This window comes from Streptomyces ficellus (genome assembly GCF_009739905.1).
GTDB classification, from domain to species: domain Bacteria; phylum Actinomycetota; class Actinomycetes; order Streptomycetales; family Streptomycetaceae; genus Streptomyces; species Streptomyces ficellus_A.
Map to the genome: position 1 here is coordinate 5,560,640 of NZ_CP034279.1, position 15,251 is coordinate 5,575,890.

Sequence of the window (15,251 nt, forward strand, 5' to 3'; positions counted from 1 at the left end):
ATGAGCGATCCCGGAAGCACCGGACTCTGCGCGGGCCGCGTCGTCGCCGTCACCGGCGCCGGCCGGGGGCTGGGCCGCGCCCACGCGCTGGCCTTCGCCGCGGAGGGCGCCCGGGTCGTCGTCAACGACCTGGGCGTCGGCCTCGACGGCACGCCCGCGGCCGACGGCCCCGCCCGGCGGGTGGCCGACGAGATCCGCGCCGCCGGCGGGGAGGCCGTCGCGCACGGCGGCGACGTCGCCACCCCCGACGGCGCCGCCTCCCTCGTCACCACCGCCCTGGACGCCTTCGGACGGCTGGACACGCTCGTCAACAACGCGGGCTTCCTGCGCGACCGGATGCTCGTCAACCTCGGCGAGGACGACTGGGACGCCGTCGTACGCGTCCACCTCAAGGGCCACTTCCTGCCCCTCCGGCACGCCGCCGCGCACTGGCGCGCCGAAACCCGGGCGGGCCGCCGGCCCGACGCCCGGATCGTCAACACCAGCTCGGGCGCCGGGCTCCTCGGCAGCGTCGGCCAGGGCAACTACGCCGCCGCCAAGGCCGGTGTCCTCGCGCTCACCCTCGTGGCCGCCGCCGAACTGGGCCGCTACGGGGTCCAGGTCAACGCCCTCGCCCCGGCCGCCCGCACCAGGATGACCGAGCGCACCTTCGCCGCCGCCATGGCCGCCCCCCGAGACGGCGGCTTCGACGCCATGGCCCCCGAGAACGTCTCCCCGCTCGTCGTCTGGCTCGGCTCGGGCGCGCCGAGCGCGGGGGTCACCGGCCGGGTCTTCGAGGCGGAGGCGGGCCGCATCACCGTCATGGACGGCTGGCGCCCCGGCCCCACCGCCGACAAGGCGGCCCGCTGGACCCCCGCCGAAGCCGGTGCGGCCGCCCGCGAGCTGCTGGCCGCCTCCGTCCCGCCGCTCCCGGTGTACGGCACGGCGGCGGAGTGACGGGGAGGCGCTCCTGCCGCCGGGCCGCCCCCATCCGGCCACCCGTCCGGGTGAGGGGGTGAACGCCCGTGCGGACAGGACGTTCACCATCTCGCCGTCTACGTGTCCGACCGGTCAACAAACGGGGAATTCACGCCACTTGACGTTGACGTGCCCACGTCTACACGCGTCATCATCGGCGTATGCGAATCCCCCCACGATTCACCCTGATCGGCGCCGCCGCGCTGCTGTCCACCCTGCTCGCAGGACCGGCCACGGCCGCCCCCACGGCCACGCCCGCAGCGCCCGCCGTCCTCACGACCGTCACCGCGGTCGGTGAGATCTGCTACTCCGCCCTGCCCTCCCAGGCCCACGACACCCTCCGCCTGATCGACGCCGGCGGCCCCTTCCCGTACCCCCAGGACGGTACCGTCTTCCAGAACCGCGAGGGCGTCCTGCCGAGCCGGACCACCGGCTACTACCACGAGTACACGGTCACCACCCCCGGCGCCGACAACCGGGGCGCCCGCCGCGTCGTCACCGGCGACGCCGAGCGCGAGGACTACTACACCGCCGACCACTACGCGTCGTTCGACCTCGTCGACCACGGCTGCTGAACCGCGGTGCCGGGGCCGGGCCCGTTCCGGTCGCGGCCGGTGCCGGTGGCTCAGGTGTCGCACTCCAGCACCGTGCGGCACAGCCCGCAGCGGGCCCGTACCCGCCCCCGGACCGGGACCCGGATCCGCTGGTGACAGGTCGGACAGGGGAACGAGACGCGCAGCCCGGCGTCCCGTTCCCCGCCGGCCTCGAAGGCGTACGGCGCTCCGGTGCGGGCCCCCGGGTGGTCCCGGGCGTGGCGGCGGTCCCTGGCGTACCGGTGCCGTCCTGCCCGGCCCGCCGCCGTCAGCGGGGGCTGCCGCGCGTCGCGCAGCGCCACGGCCCGCCCCTCGCCGTACGCGACGTACGCCTGCGGGCTGGTGAACCACGGCGACGGGTCCTCGCCGAACGCCAGCGCCCGCTTGGCCAGGACGTACCCGAACTCCTCCGGCGTCAGGTAGCCCAGCTTCTGGCTCGTCAGCCCGTCCTCGCGGTACGCGTCCAGCAGCAGCCAGCCGGCCCCCAGGTACGTCGTCACGGTGTCGGTCAGGATCTCGTTGTCCCGCGTGCCGGGGAAGCCCAGGTCCAGCCGGTGCAGCAGCACATGGGTGATCTCGTGGGCGAGGGCCGCGCCGATGTCCCGGCGGTGCGTCCGGAACCGGTCGTTCAGCTCGATGAAGTACTCCGGGCCCGCCGTGAGTTCGACGCTCGCCGCGTGCGTCATCTCCCGGAAGCCGACGATCATCCGCGCGTCCGGCAGCCGCAGCTGCCGCACCAGCGCGTGGGCCACCCGCTGCGCGCCCAGGTGCAGGTCGTCGTGGTCGGCGAAGGCCACGTCGGCCGGGACGACGCTGCCCGCGTACGCGTACAGCCCCTCCGGGGTCAGCCGCCGGTACAGGGCCGTGATCGCCGCCCGCACGGTGTCCAGGTGCGGGTAGCCGTGCACGACCTCGCTGCCGTTCGCCACGTCCCTACCCCCATGTGCGACGTCGACCTCCCTCCACTGTACGAGCGGTCCGGCGCCCGGGTGCCGGTGCGCGCCCGCCGGTGATTGGCCGAAAACGCCGCCTTGTGGTGACGCCGATCACGTCCGGATAATCCGGGACACGCCTTGACGGGCCCATGTCAGTGAGCTGCCTCTGACGGGGGCCGTCGTGTGCGCACGGCACAACCCCCCACGAAAGGCAGACACATGAATCTCCTTCGTACCCTCAAGAGATGCGCGGCGGCCGGTGCCGTCGCCCTCGCCGCCGTCAGCCTCCAGCCCACCTCCGCGTCCGCCGCCCCCCAGCCGGTCGTCGGAGGCACCCAGGCCTCCCAGGGCGAGTTCCCCTGGATGGTCAGGCTCTCCATGGGCTGCGGCGGCTCCCTGCTCACCCAGCAGATCGTGCTGACCGCCGCCCACTGCGTCAGCGGCTCCGGAAACAACACCAGCATCACCGCCACCGCCGGCGTCGTCGACCTCCAGAGCGCCAGTGCCATCAAGGTCCGCTCCACCAAGATCCTCCAGGCCCCCGGCTACAACGGCAAGGGCAAGGACTGGGCCCTGATCAAGCTCGCCCGGCCCATCAACCTGCCCACCCTGAACATCGCCACCAACACCACGTACAACAGCGGCACCTTCACCGTCGCCGGCTGGGGCGCCACCCGCGAGGGCGGCGGCCAGCAGCGCTACATGCGCAAGGCCACCGTGCCGTTCGTCTCCGACGCCTCCTGCCAGCAGTCGTACGGCGGCGACCTCGTGCCCGGCGAGGAGATCTGCGCCGGCTACACCCAGGGCGGCGTCGACACCTGCCAGGGCGACTCCGGCGGCCCCATGTTCCGCCGCGACAACGCCGGTGCCTGGATACAGGTCGGCATCGTCAGCTGGGGCCAGGGCTGCGCCCGGCCGAACTACCCGGGCGTGTACACCGAGGTGTCCACCTTCGCCTCCGCCATCAAGTCCGCGGCGGCGACCCTCTAGCACCTGGTGAGGGGCAGGCCCGGCGGGGCCTGCCCCTCTCGCCGCGCCGCCAGCCGTACGGACGTCCCGGCACCCTCCAGCTCCAGCACCCACACCTCGTTCGTCCCCTCCCGCAGCACCGGCCCCGGCACGAACAGCGACTCCTGCGGCCCCACCTCCCAGTACCGGCCCAGGCAGAACCCGTTCACCCACACGAACCCCCGCGTCCAGCCGGGCAGTTCCAGCACCGCGTCCCCCGCGCCGGCCACCTCCGCGACGGCCCGGTAGAGCCCCGGAGCCCCGGGCGCCCCGTCCGCCCCCGGCCCACCACCCGCCGGGCGGGCGAACGGCACCTTCGCCACCCCGTCCGCGGTGAACGCGTCCAGCCGCAGCCCCCGCGCCCGTACCCCGTGCAGGTACTGCCGCTCGTGCAGCACACCGCCCGTGACGCCCTTGCCCTCACCGAGCCGCGGCCCGTAGTTGACCCGGCCCAGCGACTCCACCCACAGGTCCACCACCGCCGGGCCCGCCACCGGAGCGGCCAGCACCGCGTCCTCCGCCTCCAGCACACCCGCGCGGACCCCGTCCACGTACACCACCGCCCGGTCCCGCAGACCCGTCACCGACAAGGGGTACGCCCGGCGCGGCCCCGGGACCCGGAGCCGGTAGCGCACCAGGCCCCGGTCCACGCCCAGCTCCTCGAACGACGGCGGCACCGGCCCGTCCCACTCCTCGCCGCCCAGCACCTCCAGCACCTCCGCCAGCGGCGCCCACGCGCGCACCGCCGCCCGCACCCGGCCCGCCAGCCGCGCGGGCGGCTCCGGCACCGGCGGCAGCGGCCCGTCCGCGTACCGCTCCAGCACCGCCCGGAACGCCCAGAACTTCGCGGTCGGCCACCCCGCCTCGTCGACCGGCGCGTCGTAGTCGTACGACGTCACCGTCGGCTCCAGCGCCCCGTCGTGCAGGGCGCCGGCCCGGTTCGCACCCGCCCAGCCACCGAAACTGGTGCCGCCGTGCGCCATGTAGACGTTGACCGACGCCCCGCACTCCAGGATCTCCGCCAGCGCCCCGGCCGCGTCCTCCGCGTCCCGCACGGTGCTCCCGTCTCCCCAGTGGCCGAACCAGCCGCACCAGAACTCCATGCACATCAGCGGCCCGCGCGGCCGGTGCCGGCGCAGCGCCCCGAACGCCGCCCGCGCCCCCGACCCGAAGTTCACCGTGGCCAGCACCCCCGGGATCGACCCGCCCGTCAGCATGTGGTCCTCGGGCCCGTCGGACGTGCACAGCGGCACGCTCAACCCGCACGCCCGAAGCAGGTCCGCGACGTACCGCAGGTAGCCCCGGTCCGAACCGTAACTGCCGTACTCGTTCTCCGCCTGCACCAGGATCACCGGGCCGCCGCGGTCGATCTGCCGCGCCACCACCTGCGGCAGCAGCGTGCGGAACCAGCGGTCGACGTGCGCCAGGTACCCGGCGTCCCGCGTCCGCACCCGCCGCCCCAAGCCGCCCGTCAGCCAGTGCGGCAGCCCGCCGTTCTCCCACTCGGCGCAGATGTACGGGCCCGGCCGCACGATCGCCCACAGCCCCGCCTCCCGCACCGCGTCCAGGAAGCGCCCCAGGGCGGCCACGTCCCGGTAGCGGCCCTCCTCCGGCTCGTGCAGGTTCCAAGGGACGTACGTCTCCACGCAGTTCAGGCCCATCGCCCGCAGCATCGACAACCGGTGGCCCCACTGCTCCTCGTGCACCCGGAAGTAGTGCAACGCGCCCGACAGCACCCGCACCGGCCTGCCGTCCAGCAGAAAGTCCCGGTCACCCACCGCGAACGAAGCCACGATCCCGCCCCTCCGGCCACCGGCCGCTGGCCGTGACCCGCCACGATCCGCCACGACCCGTCACAGCCCACCGTCGGCCTCTGGCGGACGGCGCGTCCATGGACAAAGATCGGCACTGTTTGGACATGAGCGGCCCGCAGCAACGATTCGCCGGGGAGGCCGGGGATGTACCACACCTGGATGCGCTTCTTCACGCCCAGCCCGCTCCACCGACGCCTCGGCCTCGTCTGCCTCGGCGTCGGGCTCCAGCACGGCACCCTCCCCACCGTCGGCCCCCGCACCCTCGACCATCACGTCGCCGTCGTGATCAGCGCGGGCAGCGGCTGGTACCGGTTCCCCGACGGGCGGCGCACCACCGTCACCGCGCCCGCCCTGCTCTGGCTCACCCCCGGCGTCCCCCACCACTACGCACCCGACCCGGGCACCGGCTGGGACGAGGGCTTCGTCGACTTCACCGGACCGGTCACCGCCACCTACACCGAACTCGGCCACATCGAGCCGGACCGGCCCGTCGTCCCGCTCGCCGATGCGGGCGGCCCCCGCTCCGTCATCGGCCGCATCGCCCGCGCCGCCCGCAGGGGCAACCCGCTCCTGGAGGTCGAGACGTCCGCCGCCGTACACGAACTGCTGGTCGCCCTGCGCAGGGCCCGCGCCGACACCAACGCCGACGGCGACCTCGTCCTGGAGGCCCTCGCCCGCGACGCCTGCCGGCCCCTGACGGTCGCCGAACACGCCGCCCGGCACGGCATGACCCCGGCCGAGCTGCGCACGGCGGTCCGCCGGGGCGCCGGCTGCAGCCCCAAGGACTACCTGCTCGGCATCCGGCTGGGCCGCGCCAAGGAACTGCTCGCCGCAACCGAGCTGCCGGTCGCCGCCGTCGCCCGCCGCGTCGGCTACGACGACCCCGCCTACTTCTCCCGCCTCTTCACCCGCCGCGTCGGCACCGCCCCCGTCCGCTTCCGCGCGCAGCAGGGCCGTACCGTACCGGGCGGCTGGAGCACCCGGATCCCGGATGCCGAACACCCTCCGACGATCATCACGGGACACGTCTAAGCTCGCTGACCATGAGCACCAGCGAGACCGAGGCCACCGTGAGCGCCGAGCTGACGCGGCTGCGCGAGAGCATCGACAACATCGACGCGGCGGTCGTCCACATGCTGGCCGAGCGCTTCAAATGCACCCAGCAGGTCGGCCACCTCAAGGCCCGCCACCACCTGCCCCCGGCCGACCCGGCCCGGGAGGCCCGTCAGATCGCCCGGCTGCGGCAGCTCGCCGAGAGCGCCAACCTCGACCCGGCGTTCGCGGAGAAGCTGCTGAACTTCATCATCGCCGAGGTGATCCGCCACCACGAGACGATCGCCGGCGAGGCGCCCGCACCCTGACCCGCACCGACCCGCACCGCGGCGCAGGTCAGCCCTGAGCCGAACCCCCGTGCCCCGAACCCACCCCATCGGGCAGCATGGCCCCATGCCCGTACTGACGCGCGACGAAGCGCAGACCCGAGCCCGGCTCCTCGACGTCCACCGGTACACGGTCGACCTCGACCTGACCACCGGCGAAGAGACCTTCGACTCCACCACCCTCGTCCACTTCACCGCCCGCACCGCCGGGACCACCTTCGTCGAGCTCAAGCCGGTCACCCTCCGCTCCGTCACCCTCGACGGCGAGCACCTCGACCCCGAGGCCCTCGCCGGCAACCGCCTGCACCTCACCCTCACCGAGGGCGAGCACACCCTCCGCGTCGACGCCGCCATGCGCTACTCCCGCACCGGCGAGGGCATGCACCGCTTCACCGACCCCAGCGACGGCGAGACGTACGTCTACACCCAGCTGTTCATGGACGACGTCCAGCGCGTCTTCGCCGCCTTCGACCAGCCCGACCTCAAGGCCGTCTTCGACGTCACCGTCACCGCCCCCGACCGCTGGACCGTCCTCGCCAACGGCGTCACCACCCACCACGGCGACGGACGCTGGCAGGCCGCCACCACCCCCCGCATCTCCACCTACCTCGTCGCCGTCGCCGCCGGCCCCTGGCACTCCATCCGCACCGAGCACGCCGGACTGCCCTTCGGCATCCACTGCCGCCGCTCCCTCGCCCCCCACCTCGACACCGACGCCGACGAGATCCTCGACGTCACCCGGCAGTGCTTCGACCGCTACCACGAGAAGTTCGACGAGCCCTACCCCTTCGACTCCTACGACCAGGCCTTCGTCCCGGAGTTCAACGCCGGCGCCATGGAGAACCCCGGCCTCGTCACCTTCCGCGACGAGTTCGTCTACCGCTCCGCCGTCACCCTCACCGAACGCCAGACCCGCGCCATGGTCATCGCCCACGAGATGGCCCACATGTGGTTCGGCGACCTCGTCACCCTCACCTGGTGGGACGACATCTGGCTCAACGAGTCCTTCGCCGAGTACATGGGCTACCAGACCGTCAACGAGGCCACCGGCCGCTACCCCGACACCTGGGTCGACTTCGCCATCGCCCGCAAGGCCTGGGGGTACGACGCCGACCAGCGCCCCTCCACCCACCCCGTCGCCCCCGACCCCGACGCCGTCCCCGACACCGCCGCCGCGATGCTCAACTTCGACGGCATCTCCTACGCCAAGGGCGCCTCCGCCCTCCGCCAGCTCGTCGCCTGGCTCGGCGAGAAGGACTTCCTCGCCGGCATCAACGCCCACTTCGCCCGCCACCGGTTCGGCAACGCCACCCTCGCCGACTTCATCGACAACCTCGCCTCCGCGACCGACCGGGACGTCCACGCCTGGGCCGAAGCCTGGCTGCGCACCACCGGCGTCGACACCCTCACCCCCGCCTACGACCCGGCCGCCGGCACCCTCGCCGTCACCCGCACCGGCAGCCGCCCCCACCGCATCACCGCCGGCGTCTACGACCCCGACCTCGCCGACGGCAGGCGCCTCGTCCTGCGCGACCGGCTGGAGATCGACGTCCCGCAGGACGCCCCGGCGCACCTCCCCGGCCCGCGCCCCGCCCTGATCGTCCTCAACGACGGCGACCACACCTACGCCAAGCTCCGCCTCGACGAACACTCCGGGGAACGCGCCCTGCGCACCCTCTCCGGCATCCCCGACGCCCTCACCCGCGCCGTCGTGTGGAACGGCCTGCGCGACATGGTCCGCGACGGCGAACTGGAGCCCGTCACCTACCTGGAGACCGCCCGCGCCCACCTCCCGGAGGAGACCGACCTCGCGATCGTCCAGGGCGTCCTCGGCTTCGCCTCCACCCACATCGCCGACCGGTACGTCACCCCCGACGACCGCCCCGCCGCCCTCGCCCTGCTCACCGACCTCGCCCGCGACCTCATCCGCCGCACCGAGGACGGCCGCGACCCCGGGCTGCGCCTCACCGCCGTACGCCACTACATCGACACCACCGACCGCCAGGGCACCCTCCACGGCTGGCTCGACGAGGGCGGCGTCCCCGGCGGCCCCGAACTCGACCCCGAGCTGCGCTGGCGCGTCCTCACCCGCCTCGCCGTCCTCGGCGGCACCGACGAGAGCGCCATCGCCGCCGAACTCGACCGCGACGCCAGCGCCACCGGCCAGGAGGGCGCCGCCCGCTGCCGCGCCGCCCTGCCCACCGCCGAGGCGAAGGCCGCCGCCTGGGAGGGCATGTTCACCTCCGACACCCTCTCCAACTACCTGTTCACCGCCACCGCCCAGGGCTTCTGGCAGCCCGAACAGGCCGAGCTGGTACGGGAGTACGTGCCCCGCTTCTACCCCGACGCCACCGCGCTCGCCGACCGCCGCGGCCCGGCCATCGCGGAAGCGGCCGGCCGCTACGCCTTCCCGGCACACGCCGTCGACGCCGCGCACCTCCGCCTCGCCGAACAGCACCTGGAGTCCGGCGCGCTCCTGCCCGCCCTGCACCGCAAGCTCACCGACCAGGTCGACGACCTCCGCCGCGCCCTGCGCGTCCGCAAGGCCTGACGGCCCCGGGCCCCCGCCCGGGCGCGGCGGGCGGGGCGGTGCAGGAGCGTCTCCGCCGCCCGGGTGCGGCGGGCGGGGCGCCCGCCTGGTCCCGTCCCGCCCGGTCGCGTCCCGCAAGGGGTTCTGTCCCGCCAGGGGTTACGTCCCGCCCCGGGTCCCCGCCCGCCCGGTCGCGCTCCGCCCGGGTCCCAACCCGCCCCGCCCCGGCCGCGTTCGACCGCCCCGGGCGGGGCCGGTGGGGGGTGCGGGGCGACTCCCGGCGCACCCCCGGACCCCCCGGACCGCCGTCCATAGCACGCCCGGGCCGCGCCGCCACCCCCCTTCCCCCTTTCGGGTTGTGATCGCCCCGCGGCGCAACCACGCCCCGCCGAGCGGGGTCACGCTGGGCCCATGAGCAGCAGCCCGTGGAGCACCTCGTGGAGCACGCCGCCCCTCGCCGGAGGCCCCGGAGGCGCCGACGCGCTGCGGCCCCTCGTCGGCACCGTGCTCGCCGCCCTCCGGGACGGCGCCACCGCGCGCGGCGGGCCGCTCCCGCCCGGCGGCCCCGAGGACGTCGCCGCCCGGCTGCGCGCCGCGCTCCGCGACGGCACCACCGAGGCGGGCGACCCCGGCCACGAGGTCCGCCACGACCCCCGCCACGACGTCCTGCCCGACACGGGCACCGGCGCCGAGGAAGCCCTCCGCACGCTGGTCACCGCCCTCGCCCGGGGCGCCGCGGACCCCGCCCACCCGCTGTGCGCCGCCCACCTCCACACCCCGCCGCTCGCCCTCGCGGCCGCCGCCGACCTGGCCGCCTCCGCGCTCAACCCGTCCATGGACTCCTGGGACCAGGCCCCCGCCGCATCCGCGCTCGAACAGCTCGTCACCCGCGCCCTCGCCGCCGAGACCCACCCCGCCGGGCACCGCCCCGACGCCCTGGTCACCACCGGCGGGACCGAGTCCAACCAGCTCGCGCTGCTCCTCGCCCGCGAACACCACGGCCCCACCCTCCAGACGGTCTGCGGCGCCAACGCCCACCACTCCGTCCACCGCGCCGCCTGGCTCCTCGGGCTCCCCGAACCCGTCACCGTGCCCGCCCCCGACGGCACGATCGACCTCACCGCCCTCGCCGCCGTCCTCACCGACCTCCGCGGCCCCCTCCTCGTCACCGCCACCGCCGGCACCACCGACACCGGCAGCATCGACCCGCTCCCCGAGATCGCCGACCTGTGCGACGACCACGGCGCCACCCTCCACGTCGACGCCGCCTACGGCGGACCGCTCCTGTTCAGCGAGACCCGCCGCCACCTCCTCGCCGGTCTCGACCGCGCCCGCACCGTCACGCTCGACCTGCACAAACTGGGCTGGCAGCCCGTCGCCGCCGGCCTCCTCGCCGTACCCGACACGGCACTGCTCGACGCCCTGCGCCACACCGCGCCCTACCTCAACGCCGACGACGACACCCGCGCCGGGCTGCCCGACCTCCTCGGCCGCTCCCCGCGCACCAGCCGCCGCCCCGACATCCTCAAGATCGCCGTCACCCTCCGCGCCCTGGGCCGCACCGGCCTCGGCCACCTGGTCGACCGCGTCTGCGCCACCGCCGGCCGGCTCGCCGACCTCGTCGAGAAGGACCCCCGCCTCGACCTCCACCAGCGGCCCGCCCTCTCCACCGTCCTCTTCCGCCCCACCGGCGCCACCGACGAGACCGTCGCCGCCACCCGCCGCGACCTCCTCACCCACGGCCACGCCGTCCTCGGGCGCGCCCACGCGGACGGCCGCCTCTGGCTCAAGGCCACCCTGCTCAACCCCCACACCACCCCAGACGACCTCGAAGAACTCCTCGCACACACCGCACTCGTGGAAGGCAGCACCACCCGATGACCGGCAGCACACCCGAGCGCGACGCCGACCGCGACGCCACGCGCGACCCGCGGCGCGACCACGACCAGCCCCACGACCTGGTGGGCATCGGCATCGGCCCGTTCAACCTCTCCCTCGCCGCCCTCGCCCACGGCGTACCCGGTGGCCTCGCCACCGCCTTCTACGAGCAGCGCCCCGCCTTCCACTGGCACCCCGGCCAGCTCATCGACGGCACCACCCTCCAAGTGCCGTTCCTCGCCGACCTCGTCACCCTCGCCGACCCCACCAGCCGCTGGTCGTTCCTCAACTACCTCCGCGACCGCGACCGCCTCTACCCCTTCTACTTCGCCGAGCGGTTCCACACCCACCGCACCGAGTACGACGCCTACTGCCGCTGGGTCAGCGACCACCTCCCCAGCCTCCACTTCGCCCACCAGGTCGACGCCGTCCGCTGGAACCCCGAACGCGACCTGTTCGAAGTCGACTACACCCACCTCGACGCGGACGGCGAGGCCCAAGCCCTCGGCCGCACCCACACCCGCCACATCGCCCTCGGCGTCGGCACCGAACCCCACGTCCCGGAACCGCTGCGCCCGCTCGCCGAACAGCCCAGCGTCCCCGTCATCCACTCCGCCGACTACCTCCACCACCGCGAACGGCTGCTCACCGCCGAGCACATCACCGTCATCGGCTCCGGCCAGTCCGGCGCCGAGATCTTCCTCGACCTCCTCCGCACCCGCCCCGCCGGAGCCGAGAAGATCCACTGGCTCACCCGCACCGAAGCCTTCGCCCCCATGGAGTACAGCAAGCTGGGGCTCGAACACTTCACCCCCGACTACACCCACTACTTCCACGCGCTTCCCGAGCAGGTGCGCGCGGGCCTCGTCCCCCGCCAGTGGCAACTCCACAAGGCCATCGACGCCGACACCATCGGCGCGATCCACGACGAGCTCTACCGCCGCACCCTCCACGGCGGCTGGCCCGACGCCGTCCTCACCCCCGGAGTACGCGTCCGCACCGCCGGCCGCCTCGCCACCACCAAGGTGGAGCTCCACCTCGAACACATCCAGCAGGGCACCCGGACCCGCCTCACCACCGACGCCGTCGTCCTCGCCACCGGCTACCGCGAACGCCCCCTCGGCCGCATCCTCGCCGGCCTCGACCCCTACGTGCGCCGTGACTCCGCAGACCGGCCCCGGATCGACGCCCACCACCGGATGGTCCTCGACCCGTCCGTCACCGGCTCCGTCTACGTACAGAACGCCGAGACCCACACCCACGGGGTCGGCGCACCCGACCTGGGCCTCGCCGCCTGGCGCAGCGCCACCATCCTCAACCACCTCACCGGCAAGGAGCCCTACCCACTGCCCCGCCGCACCGCCTTCACCACCTTCGGGCTGGAACGCCAGGAGGCGCCCGGCATTCCCCGCCAGACGCCCCCCGCGCGCACCGCGCGCCCCGTCAGTCCGGACACTCCCTAGAAGACCGGCACGCCGTCCCGGGTCAGCTTCCAGTCCACCGACGCGAACCGGCCCGGGTCGACCGTGCCCTGCGCCTTCACCCACTGGATGATCGTGTTGCGGATCTCGTCCGAGTTCGCCCACAGCTGCTGGGCGCCCGCCACGTGCGGGAACGCACCGCCGCCGGACGCCCGGTAGTTGTTCACCGCCAGCACGAACCGCGCGGCCGGGTCCAGCGGCTTGCCCTGGAACGTCAGGTTCACGATCCGCGAACCGGCCGGCTTCGCGATGTCGATCTCGTACGACAGCCCGTACAGCGCGTCGTAGTTGTAGTCCGGCGTCCCGTCCGCGTTGGTCAGCTTCGCCGGGTCCACCGGCGCACCCGCCGGCGTCCGCACGTAGTACCGCGCCGAGAACTCCAGGTAGTCCTTGAGCTGCGCGCCCGTCAGCAGCCGCGCCTCCAGGGTGTTCTCGAACGGGTACAGCCCCGCGGCGTCCCTGATCGTGACCTCGCCGGCCGGGATCCTCGCCGTACGGGAGAAGCAGGACGCCTGCGACAGCACCGGCAGTGACGCGTACTCGCCGCCCGCCAGCGCCGCCTTCACCGTCTCCGCCTGCACGTGGTTGATCAGGTCGATGATCGGCTCGTCCTTCCAGGGCGCGTCCGCCGTCGACATCACCGCCGTCGACGTACCGATCACCTGGTTGACGTACGCCACGACCTTCTCGTGCTCGTCGCCCAGCAGCTTGACGATCTCCGGGTCCTCCTCGACGGTGTTGGAGTTCAGCACCTGCGCGCCGACCTTCTCCACCGTCCAGCGGCCCTTCGACCACACCAGGTCGAAGTCGAACAGCGTCAGCCGCTGCCCCCACTTCAGGGGCTCCGACAGGACGACGTCCTTGCCCGTCTTCTTGTTCGCCACCCGGTACTCGGGGATCTCCGTGTGCGCGTGACCCACCAGGATCGCGTCGATCCCGGGCACCTGCTCGGCCACCAGCGCCGCCGCGTTCTCGATGTACGGGAGCTGGTCGCCGTACGACGACGTGCCGCTCGACCCCGAGTGCGCCGACACGATGACGACGTCCGCGCCCATCGAACGGAGCTTCGGCACCCACTTCGCGGCCTGCTCCTCCAGCCCCGGGAACACCATCCTGCCGCTGACGTTCGCCTTGTCCCAGATCGCGATGCCCGGGTTCGTCAGCCCCAGCACCGCCACCCGCACGTCCCGCCCGTGCGGCGTGCACAGCCGGTGCATGCTGTACGGGGGGAACGCCGGCCGCAGCGTCTTCGCGTCCAGCGCGTTGGCGCCCAGCAGCGGGAAGTCGCACTGCTCCTGGAACTTCCGCAGCACGGGTATGCCGTAGTTGAACTCGTGGTTCCCGAGCGCGGCGGCGTCGTAGCCGATCGCGTTCATCGCCTGCGCCATGGGGTGGACGGGGCCGCGCCGGGCGGTGATCGGGTCGACCTTGGCGTAGTAGTACGACAGCTGGGTGCCCTGGATGGTGTCACCCGCGTCGATCAGAAGCGTGTTGCGGCGCCCCTTCTCCTCGCGCACCCGGTCCACCAGCGTGGAGATCTTCGCCAGGCCCACGTCGTTGTGGGCCTTGTCGTCGAACTCCTTGTCCGTGAAGTAGTCCCAGTTGAAGACGTTGCCGTGCAGGTCCGTGGTGCCCATCACGGTGAAGGAGTACCGCTTCGTCCGGGGCTTCGCGGCCGCGGGCGTGCCCACCGCCCCGACGACCGCCACGCCGGCCCCGGCCGCGGCCGAAGTGCCCAGGAACGTCCTACGATTCAGCGGCATGTGATCTCCTTCGTCCAGTGCATGACGCGCGTAGATTCTGGCGCAGACACGCCCCCCGCAACAGCCCCCACAGGGTTTCGATCCGGTGACCGCCTGCGGAAGAGTGGGAACCCGCCCGAGCGAAGGAGCCCCCCGCCATGACCGCGACCCCCGACCACCCCGGCGGCCTTCCCGCCGACGCCCCCCAGGGCACGCCCCGCCCCGCGGACCTGCCCTACGGAACCCCGCACGCCCCGCGCGTCGCCGTGCGCGGCGAGGCCCACCTCGAGGTCGACCCCGAGATCGCCCGCATCGGCATCACGGTAACCGCCCGCGGCACCGACCGGCGCGGCACCCTCGACGACCTCACCCGCCGCAACACCGCCGTCCTCGACCTCCTCCGGAGCTACGGCGACGCCGTCGAGAACCTCCGGACCGGAACGTTCTCCGTCAGCCCGGAACTCACCCGGCACGGCCGGGCCGAACGCGTCCGCGCCCACCACGGCAGCGTCCACATCACCGCCGACCTCACCGACTTCACCGCCCTCGGCGAACTCACCACCCGCCTCGCCGACCTCGACCTCACCAGCGTCGACGGCCCCTGGTGGGCCCTGCGCCCCGACTCGCCCGCCCACGGCGAGGCCCGGCGCCAGGCCGTCGGCGAAGCCGTGCAACGCGCCCGCGAGTACGCCGAAGCGCTCGGCACCCGGCTCGCCGCCCTCGTCGAACTCGCCGATCTCGGCGCGGAAGCGGCCACCCCCCACCTCCCGCCCGCCGTCGGCGGCGCCCGCATGGCCTTCGCCGGCGCCGCCACACCCGAGGAGGCGGCCCCGCCGCTCGACCTCGAACCGCAGCGGCAGATCGTCACCGCCCAGGTGAACGCCCGGTTCACCATGCATCCGCCCCGCCTCTGACGCCCGCCCCTGACGCCGCC

Annotated in this window: 12 protein-coding genes; 9 read left to right on the top strand and 3 right to left on the bottom strand. The window is 74.0% G+C overall.

The genetic code is table 11. The features are described from left to right. Together EIZ62_RS24875 and EIZ62_RS24880 are read left to right on the top strand one after the other, a co-directional pair. Positions 1-936: an SDR family oxidoreductase gene (locus EIZ62_RS24875; protein ID WP_156694908.1), complete on the top strand. Its 936-nt coding sequence runs from the start codon at positions 1-3 to the stop codon at positions 934-936. A gap of 182 nt (positions 937-1,118) precedes the next feature. Then, positions 1,119-1,532: a guanyl-specific ribonuclease gene (locus tag EIZ62_RS24880; protein ID WP_156694909.1), complete on the top strand. Its 414-nt coding sequence runs from the start codon at positions 1,119-1,121 to the stop codon at positions 1,530-1,532. A gap of 50 nt (positions 1,533-1,582) precedes the next feature. Here EIZ62_RS24880 and EIZ62_RS24885 read toward each other — a convergent pair whose 3' ends face one another. Further along, a complete protein-coding gene (locus tag EIZ62_RS24885) occupies positions 1,583-2,479 on the bottom strand; it encodes a hypothetical protein (protein WP_156694910.1) in 897 nt (298 codons plus the stop codon). A gap of 225 nt (positions 2,480-2,704) precedes the next feature. On the opposite strand from EIZ62_RS24885, the gene EIZ62_RS24890 reads away from it, so the two are divergent. Beyond that, entirely contained in the window at positions 2,705-3,475 is a 771-nt protein-coding gene (locus EIZ62_RS24890) for a S1 family peptidase (RefSeq protein ID WP_156694911.1), read from the top strand. Here the strand turns inward: EIZ62_RS24890 and EIZ62_RS24895 are convergent. Continuing rightward, a complete protein-coding gene (locus tag EIZ62_RS24895) occupies positions 3,472-5,286 on the bottom strand; it encodes a glycoside hydrolase family 35 protein (protein WP_156694912.1) in 1,815 nt (604 codons plus the stop codon). The two genes, EIZ62_RS24890 and EIZ62_RS24895, sit on opposite strands and share 4 nt — an antisense overlap. A gap of 165 nt (positions 5,287-5,451) precedes the next feature. Between EIZ62_RS24895 and EIZ62_RS24900 the strand changes: the two genes are divergently transcribed. The 5 genes from EIZ62_RS24900 (at position 5,452) to EIZ62_RS24920 (ending at position 12,557) form a co-directional block, all read left to right on the top strand. Beyond that, positions 5,452-6,339, top strand: a complete 888-nt coding sequence (locus EIZ62_RS24900; protein ID WP_156694913.1) for a helix-turn-helix domain-containing protein — start codon at positions 5,452-5,454, stop codon at positions 6,337-6,339. An 11-nt stretch (positions 6,340-6,350) separates the two neighbouring features. Then, entirely contained in the window at positions 6,351-6,668 is a 318-nt protein-coding gene (locus EIZ62_RS24905; protein WP_156694914.1) for a chorismate mutase, read from the top strand. 85 nt (positions 6,669-6,753) lie between these two features. Continuing rightward, positions 6,754-9,237: an aminopeptidase N gene (pepN, locus tag EIZ62_RS24910; protein WP_156694915.1), complete on the top strand. Its 2,484-nt coding sequence runs from the start codon at positions 6,754-6,756 to the stop codon at positions 9,235-9,237. A gap of 390 nt (positions 9,238-9,627) precedes the next feature. Continuing rightward, entirely contained in the window at positions 9,628-11,097 is a 1,470-nt protein-coding gene (locus EIZ62_RS24915) for a pyridoxal phosphate-dependent decarboxylase family protein (protein WP_156694916.1), read from the top strand. Further along, positions 11,094-12,557 carry a lysine N(6)-hydroxylase/L-ornithine N(5)-oxygenase family protein gene (locus EIZ62_RS24920; protein ID WP_156694917.1) on the top strand — a complete coding sequence of 488 codons (1,464 nt, stop codon included), beginning with the start codon at positions 11,094-11,096 and terminating at the stop codon, positions 12,555-12,557. Before EIZ62_RS24915 ends, EIZ62_RS24920 begins: the two co-directional genes overlap by 4 nt. Here EIZ62_RS24920 and EIZ62_RS24925 read toward each other — a convergent pair. Beyond that, positions 12,554-14,338, bottom strand: coding sequence for a bifunctional metallophosphatase/5'-nucleotidase (locus EIZ62_RS24925; protein WP_156694918.1), 1,785 nt, complete (start codon positions 14,336-14,338; stop codon positions 12,554-12,556). The genes EIZ62_RS24920 and EIZ62_RS24925 overlap by 4 nt on opposite strands. A gap of 137 nt (positions 14,339-14,475) precedes the next feature. Between EIZ62_RS24925 and EIZ62_RS24930 the strand changes: the two genes are divergently transcribed. Continuing rightward, a complete protein-coding gene (locus tag EIZ62_RS24930) occupies positions 14,476-15,231 on the top strand; it encodes an SIMPL domain-containing protein (RefSeq protein ID WP_156694919.1) in 756 nt (251 codons plus the stop codon). The last annotated feature ends 20 nt before the right edge of the window (positions 15,232-15,251 follow it).

Coding starts and splice junctions, on each gene's coding strand:
- EIZ62_RS24875 (WP_156694908.1), top strand. CDS start 1: ATGAGCGATCCCGGAAGCACCGGACTCTGCGCGGGCCGCGTCGTCGCC.
- EIZ62_RS24880 (WP_156694909.1), top strand. CDS start 1,119: ATGCGAATCCCCCCACGATTCACCCTGATCGGCGCCGCCGCGCTGCTG.
- EIZ62_RS24890 (WP_156694911.1), top strand. CDS start 2,705: ATGAATCTCCTTCGTACCCTCAAGAGATGCGCGGCGGCCGGTGCCGTC.
- EIZ62_RS24900 (WP_156694913.1), top strand. CDS start 5,452: ATGTACCACACCTGGATGCGCTTCTTCACGCCCAGCCCGCTCCACCGA.
- EIZ62_RS24905 (WP_156694914.1), top strand. CDS start 6,351: ATGAGCACCAGCGAGACCGAGGCCACCGTGAGCGCCGAGCTGACGCGG.
- pepN (WP_156694915.1), top strand. CDS start 6,754: ATGCCCGTACTGACGCGCGACGAAGCGCAGACCCGAGCCCGGCTCCTC.
- EIZ62_RS24915 (WP_156694916.1), top strand. CDS start 9,628: ATGAGCAGCAGCCCGTGGAGCACCTCGTGGAGCACGCCGCCCCTCGCC.
- EIZ62_RS24920 (WP_156694917.1), top strand. CDS start 11,094: ATGACCGGCAGCACACCCGAGCGCGACGCCGACCGCGACGCCACGCGC.
- EIZ62_RS24925 (WP_156694918.1), bottom strand. CDS start 14,338: ATGCCGCTGAATCGTAGGACGTTCCTGGGCACTTCGGCCGCGGCCGGG.
- EIZ62_RS24930 (WP_156694919.1), top strand. CDS start 14,476: ATGACCGCGACCCCCGACCACCCCGGCGGCCTTCCCGCCGACGCCCCC.